The sequence below is a fragment of the Streptomyces sp. bgisy159 genome, from assembly GCF_057707805.1.
In genome coordinates, this window is sequence record NZ_JBYIQX010000011.1 from 69,893 (window position 1) to 88,388 (window position 18,496).

Consider the following 18,496-nt stretch of genomic DNA (forward strand, 5'->3'; position numbering starts at 1 on the left):
GTGACTAGTTGTCCTTCTCCAGCTTGAACGACCACAGGCCGGTCGCCTTCTGGCTGTCGTCCTTGCCGTCGCCGGTGCGGATGGACACCAGCGTGGAGTCGCCCTGCGCGCCGTACTGCTCGTTGAAGAAGACGCTGCCCGGGATGGCCCGGTAGGTCTTGGTGCTCTCGTCGGTCAGCTGCTGGCCGTTCATCAGGATCGTCCAGTGCTTGTCGGCCATCTCGGGGTCGACGCCGAACCGCACGGTCTCGTCGGGGTCGACCTTGATCGACTTGATGTCCTTGTCCTTGAGGCACTCGGTGATCTCGGGGTCGGTGAGCACCTCGCCCTCACCGCCACACGTGGCCTCCTCGCTCACCGAGGAGGTGTCCACGGTGATCGTGGCCATCGGGGTCGGCTTGTCACAGGCCGACAGGACGAGCAGTCCGGCGGAAACGGCGCCGGCGGCGGCGACGGCGCGGCGGCGTCGCACAGCAGCGGATTGCAGGGTCATGGCCGAAGGCTATAGGGCGCGCCGGGTGGTCCCTCTACGCGGGGTGGGGCGTCGCTCAGCGTTACGCCACGCGAGTCGCCACGCGAGCCGCCGCCCCACGACCCACGCCGCCGCCCACGTCATCGCCCACGCCGCCGCCCGTGCCACGGCCCCGAAGCCGCCGCGCGGGTCCCGCCGTACGGGCCAGGCCCACGGTCGTGCCGTACGGGTCAGGGGCGTGCCGTACGGGTCACGCCACGCGGGTGCGCCGTGCCCCGCCGTGCCGGGCCGAGCCGAAGAGCCCCCGTACGGTCGTCACCCAGCCGAGCGCGAGCACGCAGGCGGCCACGGACAGGCCCAGCGTCCCGTTCAGCGGCATCGCGATGCCGACCGCGCCGCCGAACACCCACGACATCTGCAGCAGCGTCTCCGAGCGGGCGAACGCCGACGTGCGCACCAGCTCCGGCACGTCCCGCTGGATCAGCGCGTCCAGCGACAGCTTCGCCAGCGCCTGCGAGAGCCCGGCGACCGCCGCCAGGCACGCCACCAGCCACGCGCTGAAGAAGACGGCCGAGACGACCGCCGCGCTCAGCACCACCGCGACCACCGTCACGATGATCAGCTCCGGCGCCCGGGACCGCAGCCCCGCCCCCACCGCCGTGCCCAGCGCGTTGCCCACGCCCGCCGACACGGCCACCATGCCCAGCGACACGGCCGCGCTCTGCCCGGTCAGCGGATGCTCGCGCAGCAGGAACGCCAGGAAGAAGGTGAGGAAACCGGACAGCCAGCGCAGGGCGGCGTTCGCGCCGAGCGCGTGGGTGACGGCTATGCCCACCGTGCGTAGGCCCGGCCGCTTCACCGGCTTGAGGTGCGGCCCGTGCAGGTGCTCCTCGTCGGCGGCGAGCAGCGCGGTGTCCTCGCCCTTGGCCGAGTCCACCTTGTGGGGCAGGGAGAACGACAGGAACATCCCCGCGACGAAGATCACGAAGGCGCCGTAGAGCGGCCACCGCGGCCCGAGGTACTGGAGCCCGGCTGCGACCGGCGCGGCCATCCCGGTGGCCAGCAGCCCGCCCAGCGTCACCCGCGAGTTGGCCCGCACCAGCGAGAACCCGGGCGGCAGCAGCCGCGGCACCACCGCGCTGCGCACCACGCCGTACGCCTTGGAGGCGACCAGCACGCCCAGCGCGGCCGGATACAGCTCGATGCTGCCGGACACCACCGCCCCCGACAGCACCAGCGCCAGCAGCGCGCGGGCGGCCATCGCCCCGGCCATCGCGGCGCGGCGGCCGTGCGGCAGCTTGTCCAGGAGCGGGCCGATCACCGGGGCCAGCACCGTGAACGGCGCCATCGTGATCGCCAGGTACAGCGCGACACGCCCGCGCGCCTCGTCCGTCGGCACGGAGAAGAACACCGTCGAGGCGAGCGCGACGGTGATCATCACGTCGCCCGCCCCGTTCACCCCGTGCAACTCGATCAGCTTGCCCAGGCCCGACTCGCCCGCGCCGTGCGCGTGCGTCGCCCTGCGGATGCCCCGGGCGGTGCCGGTCACCGGGAAGCGCAGGGCGCGGCCCATCGCACGGACGGTCCCGGCGAACCGGCCGGACTCCGTCCCCCGGTCCCTCCCTCTGGAACCCCGTGCCCCACCGATACCGGTGGCGCCGGGGGGTGTCTTCGCGGCTGCCACCCCGCCATAGTGCCCCGAGAACGCCGTGTGTAGTGCCCGGACGGCCGGTGTGCCCCGGTACTTCTTTTCCGGCACCGCCCGCGACTTCGGTCTCCGGGCGGGTACGAATCCCACGTCGGTGTAGGCCGAGCGCCCGTGACCGGGTAGCGTGCGTATCTCAACCATCCCGCACAATGGATGGCACAGGTGCGCCCGAGCGCGATTCGAAACGCGGACGTCGACGCGGCCCCCAGGTCCGCTCCGTCCGCCGCCCGACCGCCGGCGGCAACGGCACCCGACAGACGGCGTAGGAGAGAAGCGATACCTGTGAGCGCAGCGACAACGCGAAGCCGCACCCCCGACCGCTTGTGCGCCGAGGCCGTCGACCTCGCCCGCGCCGCCGCCGAGGAGGCGGCCGCGCCCGGTGTGGTGGGCCCGCACGTCGGGATGGTGTCCGAGGGCGACCGCGTTGTCACGCACTTCTTCGAGTGTGCCGAGCCCGGGTACCGCGGCTGGCGCTGGGCCGCGACCGTCGCCCGCGCCTCCCGCGCGAAGCTCGTCACGCTGGACGAGGTGGCGCTGCTCCCCGGCCCCGACGCGGTCCTCGCGCCCGAATGGGTGCCCTGGAGCGAGCGGCTGCGCCCGGGCGACATGGGCCCCGGCGACCTCCTGCCCACCGACGCCGAGGACCTGCGTCTGGAGCCCGGCTACACCGGCGAGGACGAGCCCCCGCCGAACGCCGCCGTCTCCGCGGAGATGTCCGACCTCGCGGAGGCGGAGGACGCCGACGTGACCGCCGGCGTTCCGGCCGCCCTCCCCACCACACCCCGCCGCGGCTCCCTCGCCGACGTCGCCGAAGAGCTCGGCATGCGCCGCGCCCGCGTCCTGTCCCGCTACGGCCTGCACACCGCCGCCGACCGCTGGGACGAGGCCTACGGCGCCAAGACCCCCATGGCGCAGGCGGCCCCCGCGTCCTGCCTCAGCTGTGGCTTCCTCGTCCCCATCGGCGGCTCCCTCGGCCAGGCGTTCGGCGTCTGCGCCAACGAGTTCTCCCCGGCCGACGGCCGCGTGGTCTCCCTCACCTACGGCTGCGGCGGCCACTCGGAGGCGGCCGTCATGCCCAAGCCCCCGCAGCCGGCCGCGCCGGTCATCGACGAGACCCGCGTCGACCCCTTCCCCCTGCGCCCGACCCGCGACGCGGGCTCGGTCCCGGACGTGACGGACGAGGCGACGGCGGAGCTGGGGCACTCCTGAGGGCGGGGCGTGCGTCTTACTCTCCGTCGGCGAAGATCTCTTCGGCGGAGCTGACGGTGACGGCGTGGCCGAGCCAGCGGCGTAGCGTTTCAGGGGCGCCGCAGCCCTTGACGCGTTCACGGACGGATTCCGGAATGTCCAGGCCGCGTACCTCCAGGATGTGCAGGATGTCCTCGGCCCGGCCCTCGGCCCGGCCTTCGTCTCGGATCTCTTCGGAGAGCGATGACTTGTAGAAAGACAGGTCCACGGCCACTAGTTTGCTCCAAATCTGTGCGGATGGGTGCTTGCCCAGGCCCTGGGCGATGACCTCGACAATGGGATTGGCAAGATCGTCCGGTGTGTCCTTCAGCGCTTTGGTCATGGCCCTCAGGACGGCCTCGGCGTCCGGATGCGCGGCGTGGGCGATGGAGGCCAGCGTGGCGAGGGCCAGGTCCTTGCGGACTTCCGCCGGGTCGGTGATCACCGGCATGTTGTGCGGCCCGGCGACCAGGGGGCGGAGCGTGAGCGTCGGCCACTGGGGAGGGCCGAAATGAACCTCCTGCTCGGCCCACCGCGCGGTCGCGCGGTCCTGGCAGACGACCAGGAGCAGGGGCTGCAGTTCGTACTTGTTGAGCAGGAACGACGCGTAGTACGCCCAGCTCGCGGGCTTCTTCGGGTCCTTCTTGCTCTGCGCCTCGACGGCCAGCAGCAGGGGCGCCTCGCCCTCCGTCTCCAGCCGCAGCAGGGTGTCCACGCGGCGTTCGAGGGGGCGGCTCTCGGTGAGATCCGTCGGCTCGACGGTGACCGACGTGATGGGCGCGAAGGGGATGCCCAGCACCTCGGAGACCCGGGAGAACAGTTCCGGGTGGTCCTGGAAGACGAGCCGGGGTGGGAGGTCGACCCGGACGATGACTGGGGCATCGCCGTCGTCACCACCGTGGGACGACAGTTGAAGCTGCACCGGGAAGCGGCGGGAATGCGGGCGGGCCGGTTCGCGGAGGTGGTCGGCTACAGCGAGGACATGATTCCCGGGAGGTGCACGCTGGGACCGAGGGCGGTATCGAGGTGTTGAAGTTCGAGATCCAGGCCCAGGCTCTCCCGCCGGCGTACACCGATGCCGGCCCCCGCCTTGCCGTCACCCCTCCGCCTGGACCGACTTCCTGTCGTACGCCGTCAGGGGCTGACCTTCTCCCAGAACGCGGTGAGCGCCTGGGCCGTCTCCGTCGGGCGTTCCACGTTGGGAGAGTGGTCGGCGCCCGCGATGACCGCTCGGTCGGCGGCAAGACGCAAGGCCATGTCGTCCTGCCAACCGACCGGCCAGGCGTAGTCGGTGCTCCCGGAAATCACCAGCTTGGGGAGGGGAACGGCGGCCAGCTCGGCGGTGCGGTCGGGCTCGGTGACGAGCCAGCCGCCGGTCGTCGTCAGCTGTTCCGGCACGGTGCTGAGCCAGCGCCGGTTGAGGAACTCGGCGACTTCCACCGGGAGTTCGATGACCTCCGCCTCACCCTCGGCCTCCTGCATCTGCTCCCACAGCGCCTCCTTCCCGAGCACCGGCAGCCACTCCACGAGCTGTCGGACGCGCTGCTGCTGGGCGGGCTGGAGGGCGGCCGGGCCGGAACTCATGACGGTGAGGGACGCCCAGGGCGGGGGCGCCGGGGCGGCGAGGACGGCCGCGCGGGTGATCAGCCCGCCCATGGAGTGGCCGAGCAGGTGGAGCGGCCCCGGTGACTCCACCGCGATCGCAGCCGACTGCGCCAGTACGTCGAGCGCCAGCTCCGACTGCGCGTACGCCGACGGGTCCGCCGGCCCCGGCGATTCGTGCTGGCCCCGGCCGTCGACGGCGACCACCCGGAACCCCGCCTCGCCCAGCGGCCGGAGCAACGGCAGGAAGTCCTCCTTGCTCCCGATGAACCCCGGCACCATCAGCACGGTGCCCGCCCGCTCCACGCCGTCCGGCGGGACGGAGTCGAGGACCGCGAAGGGGCCGCGCCCGGTCTCCAGACGGCGTACCCGGGTCCGTGGCGGGAGGGCGAGGCTCGGGGGTCGGCTCATGGGACGGAGGGTACGGGAGGCCCGCCGACCCGGCCTGGCAGTCGTATCCGGCCCGGCCGCCGTCCCGGCCCCGCCGCCGCACCCGCCGTCGCGGTCGCCGACACCCCCCTCCCGGCCCCGCCGCCGCCCGCTGCCGTCCACCTCCGCCCCCGCGAGCGGTACCTTCGTCCTCACGTCGACGAGGAGAGTGAACGTGAGCAAGTACGTGCGGCCCGCGGCCGAGGGGGCCGATCCGTTCGGGACGGCTCGACTGCGCCGCGGGGTACTCGACGCCTGGGCCACCAGCCCCGCCCGCTTCCGCGAGGACGCCAACGCCGAGGAGGACCTGGTCCTCGGCGGCTACCGCGACCGCCTCGTCGTCGAGCTCGCGCAGAACGCCGCCGACGCGGCGGCCCGCGCCGGGGTGCCCGGCCGGCTGCGGCTGACGCTGCGCGACAACGTCCTCGTCGCCGCCAACACCGGCGCCCCCCTCGACGCGGCCGGCGTAGAGTCCCTGGCCACGCTGCGGGCCTCCGCCAAGCGGGAGACGAACACCGCCGCGGTCGGCCGGTTCGGCGTCGGCTTCGCCGCCGTCCTCGCCGTCACCGACGAGCCCGCCGTCGTCGGCCGGCACGGCGGCGTGCGCTGGTCCCTCGGCGAGGCCCGCCACCTCGCCACCGACGTCGCCCGGCACAGCCCCGGCCTGGGCGACGAGATCCGCCGGCGCGACGGGCACGTACCCCTGCTGCGCCTGCCGTTCGCCGCCGAGGGCATCGCCCCCGCCCCCTACGACACCGCCGTCATCCTGCCCCTGCGCGACACGGCGGCCGCCGACCTGGCCGAACGGCTCCTCACCGCCGTCGACGACGCCCTGCTGCTCGCCCTGCCCGGCCTGAGCGAGGTCGTCATCGAGGCCGGCGACGCCCCGGCCCGCACCCTGCGCCGGGACACCGAGGGCACCGTCATCGCCGTGTCGGACTCCCGGGACGGGCGGACCACCCGCTGGCGCACCGCCGCCGCACACGGCGCGCTCACCCCCGACCTGCTCGCCGACCGGCCCGTCGAGGAGCGGCTGCGACCGCACTGGTCGGTCACCTGGGCCGTGCCCACCGACGCCGACGGCGCCCCCGTACGGCCCGGCACCGCGCCCGTCGTGCACGCGCCCACCCCCAGCGACGAACCGCTCGGCGTGCCCGCCCTCCTCATCGCCTCCTTCCCCCTCGACTCGACCCGCCGGCACGCCGCCCCCGGCCCGCTGACCGACTTCCTCGTCCAGCGCGCGGCCGACGCCTACGCCGAACTCCTCGCCGACTGGCGCCCGGTGACCCCCGCGATCATCGACCTCGTCCCCGGCCCGCTCGGCAAGGGCGAGCTGGACGGCGCCCTGCGCCAGGCCGTCCTGGAACGGCTGCCCCACACGGCCTTCCTGCCACCCGCCGTCGCATCCTCCGAAGCCGGTACGGAAGCCGGTACGGAAGCCGGGACCCGAGCCGGGACCGAAGCCGGAACCGAGGCCGAGCCCGAACTGCCCGAGCTGCCCGAGGCGCTGCGTCCCCGCGACGCCGAGGTCGTCGAGGGGGCCGGCGCCGACACCGTGCGGGTGCTCGCCGAGGTGCTGCCCACCCTGCTGCCCGCCGGTCTCGAGCGCCGGGCCGAGCTGCGCACCCTCGGCGTCGGCCGGATCCCGCTCGCCGACGCCGTCGACCGGCTCGCGGGGCTGGAGAAGTCCCCCGACTGGTGGTGGCGCCTGTACGACAGCCTCGCCGGGGTCGACCCCGACCGGCTCTCCGGGCTGCCCGTGCCCCTCGCCGGAGGCACCTCCCAGGCTTTCGGCACCGGGGGACGGCGGACCACCATCGGACCCCGCCAGGTCCTCCTTCCCACCCCCGACACCACCGGCATCGATCCGGAGGTCCTGGCCCGTCTCGGCCTGAAGGTCGCGCACGCCGACGCCGCGCACCCGCTGCTGGAGAAGCTCGGCGCGCTGCCCGCGACCCCGCGGGCCGTGCTGACCACCCCGCAGGTGCGGGCCGCCGTCGCCGCCTCGCTCGACGACGACGGCGGCGCCTGGGACGAGGACACCCTCGACGCCGAGGAACTCGCCGACACGGTGCTCGCCCTCGTGCGCGAGGCCGGTCTGGAGCCGGGCGACGAGCCGTGGCTGGGCGCCCTCGCCCTGCCGGACGACGAGGGAGAGCTGGCGCCGGCCGGTGAACTGGTCCTGCCCGGCAGCGCCTTCGCGGCCGTGGTCCGGGAGGACGAACTCGCCGCCGTCGACGCCGAGCTGGCCGCCAAGTGGGGCGAGCAGCCCCTCGCCGCCTGCGGGGTCCTCGCCGGCTTCGCCCTGGTCCGCGCCACCGACGTGGTCCTCGACCCCGACGAACTGGAGCCCCGCGAGGGCGACTTCGCCGAACCCGACGACGCCGGACTGCTCGACGCCGTGGACGTGTGGGCCGAGGACGTCCTCGACCGCTTCCCCGGATCGCCGGTCCCGCCGGTCGCCACCGAGCTGGTCGCCGTCCGCGACCTGGACCTGGTCGACGACGACAAGTGGCCGCAGGCACTCGCCCTGCTGTCCCGGCCGCCCCTGCGCGACGCGCTGGTCCAGCCCGTCCGCGTCCTCCTGCACGACGGCACCCACGAGGTCGTACGGCCCTACACCGCCTGGTGGCTGCGCGGTCACCCGGTGCTCGACGGCCGCCGCCCCGCCGGTCTGCTGGCCGCCGGCGGCGACCCGCTGCTGCGCGGGCTGTACGACGAGGCGGACGCGACCGGGTTCGACGACGAGCAGGTCCTGCGGGCCCTCGGGGTGCGCACCTCGGTGGCCGCCCTCCTCGACGAGCCGGGCGGCGCGGCCGAACTCCTCGACCGCCTCGCCGACCCCGGCCGCACGGTGACCGGCGCCCAGCTGCACGGCCTGTACAGCGCCCTGGCGGAGCTGGACCCCGACCAGGTGACGCTGCCGGACGAGGTGCGGGCCGTGGTCGACGGGCGGGTCGAGGTCGTCGACGCCGCCGACGCGGTGGTCGTGGACTCGCCCGACCTGCTGCCCTTCACCGGGGGCGTTCCGCTGCTGCCCGTCCGGCCCGCCCGGGCCGCCGATCTCGCCGACCTCTTCCAGGTGCGCCGGCTGAGCGAGTCCGTCACCGGCGAGGTCGACTCCGAGGGCACCGAGCACGACGTACCGGAGCCGGTGGCGGTGCTCCTCGGCCCGCGCGCGCCGCGCACCTACGTCGAGCACGAGGAGCTGGTCGTCGACGGTGTCGAGATCGACTGGCGGCTGACCGAGGACGGCGTCCTGCACGCGGCCACGCTGGAGGGCGTGGCGGCCGGGCTGTCCTGGGCGGCCGGGCAGTGGCCGCGCCGGTTCGAGGTGGCGGCTCTGCTGGAGGACCCGTCGCGGACGGCGGAGCTGGCCCGGGACCGCTGGTTCGACTGACGGCCCGCCCCGGCCGTCACTCGGCGCCGGGCTCCAGGAAGTAGTCGTAGGTCTCCGGGTCGAGGGGGATGCCGGTCAGCTGCTGGAGGCGCGCCGCGTGGGCCCGCGTCAGCGGGTACACGTCGACCAGCCGGTCGGCGGGCACCCCCAGCACCGCGCCGAGCGCCTCCGCGCCGACCGCCGTGACGTCGGTGGTCGCGTCGGGAAGGTCCCCGTCCTTGGTGTAGCGGGTGAGCAGGAGGATCACGGCGTCACCTTTCGGGAGGGGGTCCGCGGGCTCGTCCGGACACCGGTCCGGTTCGAACAAGTGTACGGTCCTAGGTGGGGAAGCGGTGGTCGACCCACTTCCACACACCTTCCAGGGCGGCCGCCGCCACCACCGCGATCCCGACCGCGACCCACGGCATCTCCATCCCGACCAGCTTCAGCGCGAAGAAGTCCTGAAGCCACGGCACCACCAGCACCACCAGGAACGCCGCCCCCATCGCGGCGACCAGCAGCACCCGCCACCAGGTGTAGGGCCGGGCGATGATCGCCAGCACCCACAGGGAGATCAGGAACAGGGTCAGCGTGGCGGCGCTGGTCTCCGCGTCGAGCGCCCCGGCCCCCGTGTAGTGGTGCCGCGCCAGCAGGTACGTCGCGAAGGTGGCGGCACCGGCCACCAGCCCGCCCGGGATCGCGTACCGCATCACCCGCCGTACGAAGTGCGGCCGGGCCCGCTCCTTGTTGGGGGCGAGCGCGAGGAAGAAGGCGGGGACGCCGATCGTGAGGGTGGACAGCAGGGTCAGATGGCGCGGCAGGAACGGGTACTGCACCTGCCAGCACACCACCAGCAGCCCCAGCAGCACCGAGTACACCGTCTTGACGAGGAAGAGCGTCGCCACCCGGGTGATGTTGCCGATGACCCGGCGCCCCTCGGCCACCACCGAGGGCAGCGTGGCGAAGCTGTTGTTCAGAAGCACGATCTGGGCCACCGCCCGGGTCGCCTCCGAGCCGGACCCCATGGCGACGCCGATGTCCGCGTCCTTCAGCGCGAGCACGTCGTTGACGCCGTCGCCGGTCATCGCGACGGTGTGCCCGCCGGACTGCAGGGCGCCGACCATGTCCCGCTTCTGCCGCGGGGTGACCCGCCCGAACACGGTCGCGTCGTCCAGCGCCCGCGCCATCTCGGTCCGCTCCCGCGGCAGCCGCCGCGCGTCCACCGCGGTGCCCGCCAGCCCCAGCTTGGCGGCCACCGCCCCCACCGACACCGCGTTGTCGCCGGAGATGACCTTCGCGTGGACGTTCTGCTCGGCGAAGTAGCGCAGGGTGTCGGCGGCGTCGGGCCGCAGCCGCTGCTCCAGCACCACCAGCGCGGCGGGCTCGGCGCCGGAGGCCGGATCGGGGTGGTCCAGGTCCTGGGCGGCGCGGGCCAGCAGCAGCACCCGCAGCCCCTGTTCGTTGAGCCGCTCGGTCTCGGCCAGCGCCGGGGCGTCCGCCCCGAGGAGCACGTCGGGGGCGCCCAGCAGCCAGGTGCTGGTCTCGCCGTCGCCCTCGCTGAAGCGGGCGCCGCTGTACTTGCGCGCGGAGGAGAAGGGCAGCGACTGGGCGCAGCGCCAGTCCTCGGCGTCCGGGTAGGCGTCGATGATCGCCTGGAGGGAGGCGTTGGGCCGGGGGTCGGCCTCGCCGAGCGCGCCCAGCACCCGCCGTACGTACGGCTCCTCGTAGCCGTCGAGCACACGGAGCCCGGCGACGTCCATGCCGCCCTCGGTGAGGGTGCCCGTCTTGTCGAGGCAGACCGTGTCGACGCGGGCCAGGCCCTCGATGGCCGGCAGCTCCTGGACCAGGCACTGCTTGCGGCCGAGCCGGATCACGCCGATCGCGAAGGCGACGGAGGTGAGCAGGACCAGGCCCTCCGGGACCATCGGCACGATGCCGCCGACGGTGCGGGCGACGGACTCCCTGATGTCGTGTTCCTTGACCACCAGCTGGCTGATGACCAGCCCGATCGCGGTCGGGATCATCATCCAGGTGACGTACTTGAGGATGGTGGAGATGCCGGTGCGCAGCTCGGAGTGGACCAGGGTGAAGCGGGAGGCCTCCTCGGCGAGCTGGGCGGCGTAGGCCTCGCGGCCGACCCGGGTGGCGCGGAAGGCGCCGCCGCCGGCCACCACGAAGCTGCCGGACATCAGCGGGTCGCCGGGGTGCTTCACGACCGGGTCGGCCTCGCCGGTGAGCAGCGACTCGTCGATCTCCAGGCCGTCGGCCTCGACGCACACCCCGTCCACGACGATCTTGTCGCCCGGTCCGGTCTCGATCAGGTCGTCGAGCACGATCTGCGAGGTCGCGACCTGGCCGGCGACCCCGTCGCGGCGGACGGTGGGTCTGGCCTCGCCGATCACGGCCAGCGAGTCGAGGGTCTTCTTCGCCCGCCACTCCTGGACGATGCCGATCCCGGTGTTGGCGAGGATCACGAAGCCGAACAGGCCGTCCTGGATGGGCGCCACGGCGAGGGTGATCAGCCACAGCACGCCGATGATCGCGTTGAACCGGGTGAAGACGTTCGCGCGGACGATCTCCCCGAGCGTGCGGGAGCTGCGGACGGGAACGTCGTTGACGTCGCCGCGGGCCACCCGCTCGGCGACCTCGGCCGCGGTGAGCCCGGTCGCCGGGTGCACCGGGAGGGCTGCGGGAGCGGCGTCGGCATGCGTCATGCATTCGACGGTACGTGCGGATCCGGGCCTTCACCCGCCGAAGGCGCGGAAGATCCGACCAGGGGAGGAGGCGGGCGACGCCGGGGTACGCGGGACGCCGTAGGCCCGGTGCTACTCGGCGGTGACGGTCTCCTGGCCGGCCGCCTCCGCCGCCGCGGCCCTGATCGCCGCCTCACGCCGGCGGACGTACCAGATGCCGAACAGGCCCAGTCCGCCGCCGGTGAGGCAGGTCCACAGCCACCAGGTGTGCCCGTGGTCGTCGAACCAGCCGTAGAACGGCAGCTGGACGAGGAAGAGGGCGAACCAGATGATCGTGCCGCCGGTGATGGTGGCGACCACCGGGCCCTCCAGGGGCTCCGGCGCCTCGTGCTTGGGGGATCCCGTCATAAACCCGGCCATGGGCACAGCTTACGAGGTGGTCACGTCTACGCGCGGAGATGGTTGTTCCGGACGTCATATGTTCATACTGAAATCGTTTGCGCCTGTCCGCTTCTCTTCGTAGGAATCACCAAACGATGCCCACCTCGGCCCCCGCCAAGGTCCCAGCCCCAGAACAGCCGGGAGCCAGGCCCCCCTCCGGTGCTTTCGACCGCTACTTCCGCATGTCGGAGCGCGGCAGCACCCTGCCCCGCGAGATCCGGGGCGGTTTCGCCACGTTCTTCGCGATGGCGTACATCATCGTGCTGAACCCGATCATCCTCGGCAGTGCCAAGGACATGTACGGACATCAGCTGGACAACGGCCAGCTGGTCACCGCGACCGCCCTCACCGCCGCCCTGACCACCCTGCTCATGGGGGTCATCGGCAACGTCCCGATCGCGCTGGCCGCCGGCCTCGGCGTGAACTCGGTCGTCGCCCTGCAGCTCGCCCCCCGGATGTCCTGGCCGGACGCCATGGGCATGGTGGTGCTGGCCGGCCTCGTGGTCATGCTGCTGGTCGCCACCGGCCTGCGCGAGCGCGTCATGAACGCGGTGCCGTTCGGGCTGCGCAAGGCGATCAGCATCGGTATCGGCCTGTTCATCATGCTGATCGGTCTGGTCGACGCCGGTTTCGTCTCCCGGATCCCCGACGCGGCGCACACCACGGTCCCGCTCCAGCTCGGCTTCGACGGGCACCTCACCGGCTGGCCGGTCCTGGTGTTCATCCTGGGCGCGCTGCTCACGCTGGTGCTGATCGTGCGCAAGGTCTCCGGCGCGATCCTGATCTCCATCGTCACGATGACCGCCCTCGCGGTCCTCATCGAGGCCGTGGCCGACGTGCCGTCCTGGGGTCTGACCACACCGAAGTGGCCCGGCAACCCGGTCGCCAGCCCCGACTTCGGCCTGATCGGCGACTTCAGCCTGTTCGGCGGCTTCGAGAAGGTCGGTGTGCTCACCGGCGTGCTGTTCGTCTTCACCGTGCTGCTGTCGTGCTTCTTCGACGCGATGGGCACGATCATGGGTGTCAGCGACGAGGCCAAGCTGACCGACGCCCAGGGGCAGATGCCCGGTGTCAGCAGGGTCCTGTTCGTCGACGGCATCGCCGTCGCCGCGGGCGGCGCCAGCTCCTCCTCGGCGACCACGGCCTTCGTGGAGTCCACGGCGGGCGTCGGCGAGGGCGCGCGCACCGGCATCGCGAACATGGTCACCGGCGGTCTCTTCGCCGTCGCCCTCTTCCTGACCCCCGTGGCCACGATGGTCCCGGCGCAGGCGGCCACACCCGCGCTGCTCGCGGTCGGCTTCCTGATCCTGTCCGGCTCGGTCAAGGAGATCGACTGGGCCGACTACACCATCGCCATCCCGGCCTTCGTGACGATGGTCATGATGCCGTTCACCTACTCCATCACCAACGGCATCGGCATGGGCTTCATCACGTTCGCCGTCCTGCGCCTGGCCGCCGGCCGCGGCCGCGAGGTGCCGGTCCCGATGTACGTGGTCTCGGCCGTGTTCGCCTTCTACTACCTGATGCCGGCCCTGGGCCTCACCTGAGCCCCCTTCCGGCCGGAACCGGCCGCGCCTGTACCGCGAGCGGGCGGCTCAGGCGCGGCCGTAGAAGTTCTCGGTCTCCTCGACGGCGGTCTGGAACCGCTCGTCGAAGTCATCACGAATGAGCGTCCGGATGACGTAGTCCTGGACGCTCATTCCTCTTCGGGCGGCGTGTTCCCGGAGTCGTTCCAGCAGGTCGTGGTCTATTCGCAGGCTGAGCACACTGGTCCCCATGGGTACGAGGGTCGCGGCACGGTTCGGGCCGGTGGGTGCCGTTCCGCGCTCGTATCACCCGGATGAGTGACCTTGTGCTTCGATGGCCGGAATCACGGGCATCGGGCGCGCGCAGAGCGATCGACCGGGCGCACCCGGGTGGTCTTTAGTCAGGGTAATGAGTTAAGCTAATGAACATGCCGGACCTGACCCATGGCGACGACGACGCCGCCGTGAACTCACTTCGCTCCGCCGTGATGCGACTGTCCCGTCGGCTCAAGCACCAGCGGGTCGACGAGTCGCTGAGCCCGACCGAGATGTCGGTGCTGGGCACCCTCTCCCTCTGCGGCCGCGCCACCCCCGGCGAGCTGGCCCGCAAGGAGCATGTGCAGCCCCCGTCGATGACCCGCATCGTGGCGCTGCTGGAGGCCAAGGGGCTGGTCCGGCTGGAGCCGCATCCCGAGGACCGCCGCCAGAAGGTGGTCACCAAGACCGAGCAGGCCGAGGTGATGCTCGCCGAGAGCCGCCGCAAACGCAACGCGTTCCTGGCGGGCCTGGTCGAGGGACTCGACGAGGACGAGTGGGCGAAACTGCGCGCCGCCGCCCCCGTACTGGAGAAGCTCGCACACCTGTAAGCCGGCGTCGACAAGGAGGCGAACGCTTTTGAGTACGGGAAACGGAGCACACTCCGCCCCCGCACCTACTCCTCACCCCCACCGCGGGTCCTCGATGTTCTCCTCCCTGAAGGTCAGGAACTACCGCCTGTTCTTCATGGGCCAGGTCGTCTCGAACATCGGCACCTGGATGCAGCGCATCGCCCAGGACTGGCTGGTCCTCAGCCTCACCGGATCCGCCACGGCCGTCGGTGTCACGACGGCACTGCAGTTCCTGCCGATGCTGCTCTTCGGCCTCTACGGCGGCGTCCTCGTCGACCGCCTGCCCAAGCGCCGCGCGCTGCTGTTCACCCAGTCCGCGATGGCCGTCACCGGTACCGCGCTGGCCCTGCTCACCCTCACCGGTCACGTCCAGGTCTGGCACGTCTACGTCGCCGCGTTCGCCGTCGGTCTCGCCACCGTCGTCGACAACCCGGCCCGCCAGTCCTTCGTCTCCGAGATGGTCGGCCCGGACCAGCTGCAGAACGCGGTCAGCCTGAACTCCGCGAACTTCCAGTCCGCCCGGCTCGTCGGGCCCGCCGTCGCCGGCCTGATGATCACCGGCGTGGGCACCGGCTGGGCGTTCCTCTTCAACGGGCTGTCCTTCGTCGCGCCCATCGCCGGCCTGCTGCTGATGCGGACGCGTGAGCTGTACGCCGGCCGGCGCGCCCCGCGCGGCAAGGGCCAGCTCCGGGAGGGGCTGCGGCATGTCGCCGGGCGGCCCGAGCTGCTCTGGCCGATCGTCCTGGTCGGCTTCATCGGCACGTTCGGCTTCAACTTCCCCGTCTACCTGTCGGCCTTCGCCGACGACGTCTTCCACGCCGGCGCCGGCTCCTACAGCCTCTTCAACACCCTGATGGCGGTCGGCTCCCTGGCCGGGGCCCTCCTCGCCGCCCGGCGCGGCACCGCCAAGCTGCGGGTCATGGTCGTCGCGGCCGGCCTCTTCGGCGCCCTGGAGCTGATCGCGGCCACCGCCCCCTCGCTCTGGCTGTTCGCGCTGCTGATGACGCCGCTCGGCATGTTCGGCATGACCATCAACGTCACCGCCAACACCGCCATCCAGATGGCCACCGACCCCGCCATGCGCGGCCGGGTGATGTCCATCTACATGATGGTCTTCCTCGGCGGCTCCCCGGTCGGCGCCCCGATCGCCGGCTGGATCACCGACGCGTACGGCGTCCGGGCCGGCCTCGCCGCGGGCGGCGCGGTCTCCGCCGCCGCCGCGGTCACCATCGCCCTGGTCCTCGCCCGCGTCGGCGGCCTGCGCCTCTCCGTCGGCTGGCACCGCGGCCACCCGACGATCCGCTTCGTACCCAGGAACCGGGAGCCGGAGCCGGAACTGGCCGCGGTGGCGTGAACGGTTCTGGGCCGCCGGTACGACGCCGGCGGCCCCTGTTCCGTCGGTACGACGCCCGGCCCTTGCCCCGCCGGTATGAAGCCGGCGGCCCTTGCCCCGCCGGTACGAGGCCGGCGGTCCCTGTCCTGCCGGTGCGGCCCCTGCCCCGCCGGGTGATGCGGCGGCACTCTCGGAGGGCAGACGGGTCACCCGTGCCCGCTCGGGAAGGAAACCCTCGTGAGACTCTTCGCCGCCGTGCTGCCCCCGCCCGAGGTGGCCGACGAACTCGCCGCCGAGGTGGCGCTGCTGCGCCGGCTGCCCGGCGCGGACGGCCTGCGCTGGACCGGCCGCCCCGGCTGGCACTTCACCCTCGCCTTCTACGGCGAGGTGGCGGACGACGTCGTACCGGAGCTGTCGGCACGGCTGGAGCGGGCCGCGCACCGGGGCGGGCCGTTCGAGCTGGCGCTCAGCGGCGGCGGCCAGTTCGGGCACGGGCGGGTGCTGTGGACCGGGGCGCGCGGGGGGCTGCCGGCCCTGCGGCTGCTGGCCGACCGCAGCGAGGCGGCCGGCCGCAGGGCGGGCGTCGCCATGGGCGAGCACCGGCGCTACCAGGCCCACCTGACGGTGGCCCGCAGCCGGCGCGCGGTGGACGTCCGGCCGCACGTCGACGCCCTGCGCGACTTCACCGGCCGCACCTGGACGGTCGCCGAGCTGACGCTGATGCGCAGCGACCTGCCGGCCTCCGGCGTGGCGGGTGAGCAGCCCCACTACGAGCCGGTCGGCCGCTGGCCGCTCGGCGGAGCCGGTTAGGCTCGACACGTGGACCCTAAGACCCGGAACCGGATCATGGCCGGTGCGCTCGTGCTGCTGTTCGTCGTCGTCGCCCTGGCAGCGGCCCTCGGCAGGTGACGCCGGGGGCGCGGCGGTGACACCGGGCCCGGTCGCGGGCCGGCCGTCGTCACCACCCTGTTGCTCCTTGCCTGGAGCGGGCTCGAAGCAGTTGGCTGGTGGCCCATGAAGTACACGCAGCTCGGACGCACCGGACTCAAGGTCAGCCGACTCGTTCTCGGCACGATGAACTTCGGTCCGCAGACAGACGAACCCACCAGCCACGCCATCATGGACGCCGCCCTCGACGCGGGTGTGAACTTCGTGGACACCGCCAACGTCTACGGATGGGGCGAGAACAAGGGCCGCACCGAGGAGATCATCGGCAGCTGGTTCGCCCAGGGAGGCGGACGGCGCGACCGGACCGTCCTCGCCACCAAGGTGTACGGGAACATGGCGGCCGACGGCGACGTCTGGCCCAACCACGACAAGCTCTCCGCGGTGAACATCCGCCGGTCCGTCGACGCCTCCCTCAAGCGGCTGCGGACCGACCACATCGACCTCTACCAGTTCCACCACATCGACCGGTCGACGCCGTTCGAGGAGATCTGGCAGGCGATCGACGTCCTGGTCCGGCAGGGCAAGATCCTCTACGCCGGCTCGTCCAACTTCCCCGGCTACAAGATCGCCCAGGCCAACGAGACCGCCGCCCGCCACGGCCACCTGGGCCTGGTCAGCGAGCAGTGCCTGTACAACCTCGCCGAGCGCCGCGCCGAGATGGAGGTCGTCCCGGCCGCGCGGGACTACGGACTCGGCGTCATCCCCTGGTCCCCGCTGCACGGGGGGCTGCTCGGCGGCGTCCTCAAGAAGGAGGCCGCCGAGGGACGCCGGGCGAGCGGCCGGGCCGCCGACGCGCTCAAGGACACCACGACGCGCGAACGGATCCAGGCCTACGAGGACCTCCTCGACAAGCACGGCCTGGAACCCGGTGAGACGGCGCTCGCCTGGCTGCTGACCCGCCCCGGCGTCACCGGCCCGATCGTCGGCCCCCGCACCCCGCAGCAGCTGGACTCGGCGCTGCGCGCGCTGGAACTGGAGCTGAGCGAGGAACTGCTGACCTCCCTGGACGAGATCTTCCCCGGCCCCGGACCGACTCCCGAAGCCTTCGCCTGGTGAGGCAGCGGGGCCGGGTGAGGCGCGGGCCCGGGCGAGTCACCGGGCCTGGGCGAGTCACCGGGCCTGGGCGAGTCACCGGGCCCGGGTGAGGCAGCGGGCCCGGGTGAGGCAGCGGGCCCGAGGAGGAGCCGTCGCCCTCCGCCCGCACGCGAGGCGGGCCGGAGGCGGCGGCTTCGCCGTCTCCGCACCGGGCCGGGTGTCACTCGCGGGGGAACTCGTCGGTCCTGAGGACGAGGTCCACGGGCGTGCCGGTCATGTCGACGCTCGCCCCGAACGTCACGGACAGCTCCGTCAGGTACTCCCCGTCCTTGGGCTGGGTGTAGAGGTGGCACCTGCCCTGGTACGGGTCGGCGATCAGATAGACGGGGACCTCGGCGAGGGCGTAGGCGGTCTTCTTGGGGCCGTAGTCGTTGGCCGCTGTGTCCTTGGAGATCACTTCGGCCACGAATTCGACGTCCTGGTATCGCCAGCGACCCTTGCCGTCCTTGACCGAGCGCTCGGTCATCGCCGCCACGTCACAGGCGAATCCGTTCAGGTGTCCGGGAAAGTCGATCCGCACGTCCGAGGCCAACCGTCGGCGCGGGTACTTGCTGCGCAGCTGCTCGGCGATGTCGAGGATGATTTCCCAGTGCTGCTGACGCTGCGGCGACATGAAGATGTGCCCCCCGACGATCTCGACCTTCGTTCCCTCGGGGACGGGCAACTTCTCAAGCCACTCGAACATCACGTCCAGAGTCAGCTCGCCGCTCTCCTCGACCATCGCGATCCTGTCTTCAAGGACGGTCACCGTGGCGC

At 72.7% G+C, this 18,496-nt stretch carries 16 protein-coding genes and 1 pseudogene; 8 read left to right on the top strand and 9 right to left on the bottom strand.

All coding sequences use genetic code 11. The features are described 5' to 3' along the window. Positions 1 to 4 precede the first annotated feature (4 nt). Together AC3ET3_RS13655 and AC3ET3_RS13660 are read right to left on the bottom strand one after the other, a co-directional pair. Complete coding sequence (locus tag AC3ET3_RS13655; RefSeq protein WP_432137412.1) at positions 5 to 472, bottom strand: DUF2771 domain-containing protein; 468 nt, start codon at positions 470 to 472, stop codon at positions 5 to 7. A gap of 250 nt (positions 473 to 722) precedes the next feature. Further along, positions 723 to 2,156, bottom strand: coding sequence for an MFS transporter (locus AC3ET3_RS13660; protein ID WP_432157545.1), 1,434 nt, complete (start codon positions 2,154 to 2,156; stop codon positions 723 to 725). 306 nt (positions 2,157 to 2,462) lie between these two features. Here AC3ET3_RS13660 and AC3ET3_RS13665 point away from each other — a divergent pair, with 306 nt between their 5' ends. Further along, a complete protein-coding gene (locus AC3ET3_RS13665; protein ID WP_432137318.1) occupies positions 2,463 to 3,389 on the top strand; it encodes a DUF3027 domain-containing protein in 927 nt (308 codons plus the stop codon). A 16-nt stretch (positions 3,390 to 3,405) separates the two neighbouring features. Here the strand turns inward: AC3ET3_RS13665 and AC3ET3_RS13670 are convergent, their stop codons facing one another. Next, positions 3,406 to 4,278: an RpnC/YadD family protein gene (locus AC3ET3_RS13670; protein WP_432137413.1), complete on the bottom strand. Its 873-nt coding sequence runs from the start codon at positions 4,276 to 4,278 to the stop codon at positions 3,406 to 3,408. Here AC3ET3_RS13670 and AC3ET3_RS13675 point away from each other — a divergent pair. Then, positions 4,234 to 4,395 (top strand): annotated as a pseudogene (locus tag AC3ET3_RS13675) (helix-turn-helix domain-containing protein); the annotation flags it as partial. The gene AC3ET3_RS13670 and the pseudogene AC3ET3_RS13675 overlap by 45 nt on opposite strands. Positions 4,396 to 4,541: 146 nt before the next feature. Here AC3ET3_RS13675 and AC3ET3_RS13680 read toward each other — a convergent pair. Continuing rightward, the gene (locus AC3ET3_RS13680) at positions 4,542 to 5,420 is read right to left on the bottom strand and encodes an alpha/beta fold hydrolase (RefSeq protein ID WP_432137319.1); all 879 of its coding nucleotides are present in this window, start codon (positions 5,418 to 5,420) and stop codon (positions 4,542 to 4,544) included. A gap of 193 nt (positions 5,421 to 5,613) precedes the next feature. On the opposite strand from AC3ET3_RS13680, the gene AC3ET3_RS13685 reads away from it, so the two are divergent. Beyond that, the gene (locus AC3ET3_RS13685; RefSeq protein ID WP_435612202.1) at positions 5,614 to 8,838 is read left to right on the top strand and encodes a sacsin N-terminal ATP-binding-like domain-containing protein; all 3,225 of its coding nucleotides are present in this window, start codon (positions 5,614 to 5,616) and stop codon (positions 8,836 to 8,838) included. Positions 8,839 to 8,854: 16 nt separating this feature from the next. On the opposite strand, the gene AC3ET3_RS13690 is transcribed toward AC3ET3_RS13685, so the two are convergent. From AC3ET3_RS13690 to AC3ET3_RS13700, 3 genes are all read right to left on the bottom strand, one after another. After that, positions 8,855 to 9,085, bottom strand: coding sequence for a DUF7683 domain-containing protein (locus tag AC3ET3_RS13690; RefSeq protein WP_432137321.1), 231 nt, complete (start codon positions 9,083 to 9,085; stop codon positions 8,855 to 8,857). Between the two features lie 70 nt (positions 9,086 to 9,155). Further along, positions 9,156 to 11,531: an HAD-IC family P-type ATPase gene (locus AC3ET3_RS13695; protein ID WP_432137322.1), complete on the bottom strand. Its 2,376-nt coding sequence runs from the start codon at positions 11,529 to 11,531 to the stop codon at positions 9,156 to 9,158. Between the two features lie 111 nt (positions 11,532 to 11,642). Then, positions 11,643 to 11,930 carry a DUF2530 domain-containing protein gene (locus AC3ET3_RS13700; RefSeq protein WP_432137323.1) on the bottom strand — a complete coding sequence of 96 codons (288 nt, stop codon included), beginning with the start codon at positions 11,928 to 11,930 and terminating at the stop codon, positions 11,643 to 11,645. Positions 11,931 to 12,046: 116 nt separating this feature from the next. Here AC3ET3_RS13700 and AC3ET3_RS13705 point away from each other — a divergent pair, with 116 nt between their 5' ends. Then, on the top strand, positions 12,047 to 13,498 hold the full coding sequence (locus AC3ET3_RS13705; protein ID WP_435612203.1) for an NCS2 family permease: 1,452 nt from the start codon (positions 12,047 to 12,049) through the stop codon (positions 13,496 to 13,498). A gap of 48 nt (positions 13,499 to 13,546) precedes the next feature. On the opposite strand, the gene AC3ET3_RS13710 is transcribed toward AC3ET3_RS13705, so the two are convergent. After that, complete coding sequence (locus AC3ET3_RS13710; RefSeq protein ID WP_432137325.1) at positions 13,547 to 13,729, bottom strand: ribbon-helix-helix protein, CopG family; 183 nt, start codon at positions 13,727 to 13,729, stop codon at positions 13,547 to 13,549. 176 nt (positions 13,730 to 13,905) lie between these two features. Between AC3ET3_RS13710 and AC3ET3_RS13715 the strand changes: the two genes are divergently transcribed. The 4 genes from AC3ET3_RS13715 to AC3ET3_RS13730 all read left to right on the top strand — a co-directional run bounded on the left by AC3ET3_RS13715 (position 13,906) and on the right by AC3ET3_RS13730 (position 17,701). Further along, a complete protein-coding gene (locus tag AC3ET3_RS13715; RefSeq protein WP_432137326.1) occupies positions 13,906 to 14,343 on the top strand; it encodes a MarR family winged helix-turn-helix transcriptional regulator in 438 nt (145 codons plus the stop codon). A gap of 28 nt (positions 14,344 to 14,371) precedes the next feature. Continuing rightward, positions 14,372 to 15,718, top strand: coding sequence for an MFS transporter (locus AC3ET3_RS13720; RefSeq protein WP_435612204.1), 1,347 nt, complete (start codon positions 14,372 to 14,374; stop codon positions 15,716 to 15,718). 216 nt (positions 15,719 to 15,934) lie between these two features. Further along, a complete protein-coding gene (gene thpR / locus AC3ET3_RS13725; RefSeq protein WP_435612205.1) occupies positions 15,935 to 16,507 on the top strand; it encodes an RNA 2',3'-cyclic phosphodiesterase in 573 nt (190 codons plus the stop codon). Between the two features lie 204 nt (positions 16,508 to 16,711). Next, positions 16,712 to 17,701, top strand: coding sequence for an aldo/keto reductase (locus tag AC3ET3_RS13730; RefSeq protein WP_432137329.1), 990 nt, complete (start codon positions 16,712 to 16,714; stop codon positions 17,699 to 17,701). A gap of 199 nt (positions 17,702 to 17,900) precedes the next feature. Here the strand turns inward: AC3ET3_RS13730 and AC3ET3_RS13735 are convergent, their stop codons facing one another. After that, positions 17,901 to 18,488 (bottom strand): Uma2 family endonuclease, encoded by a 588-nt coding sequence (locus AC3ET3_RS13735; RefSeq protein ID WP_432137330.1) that lies wholly within the window; start codon positions 18,486 to 18,488, stop codon positions 17,901 to 17,903. Between the last annotated feature and the right edge of the window lie 8 nt (positions 18,489 to 18,496).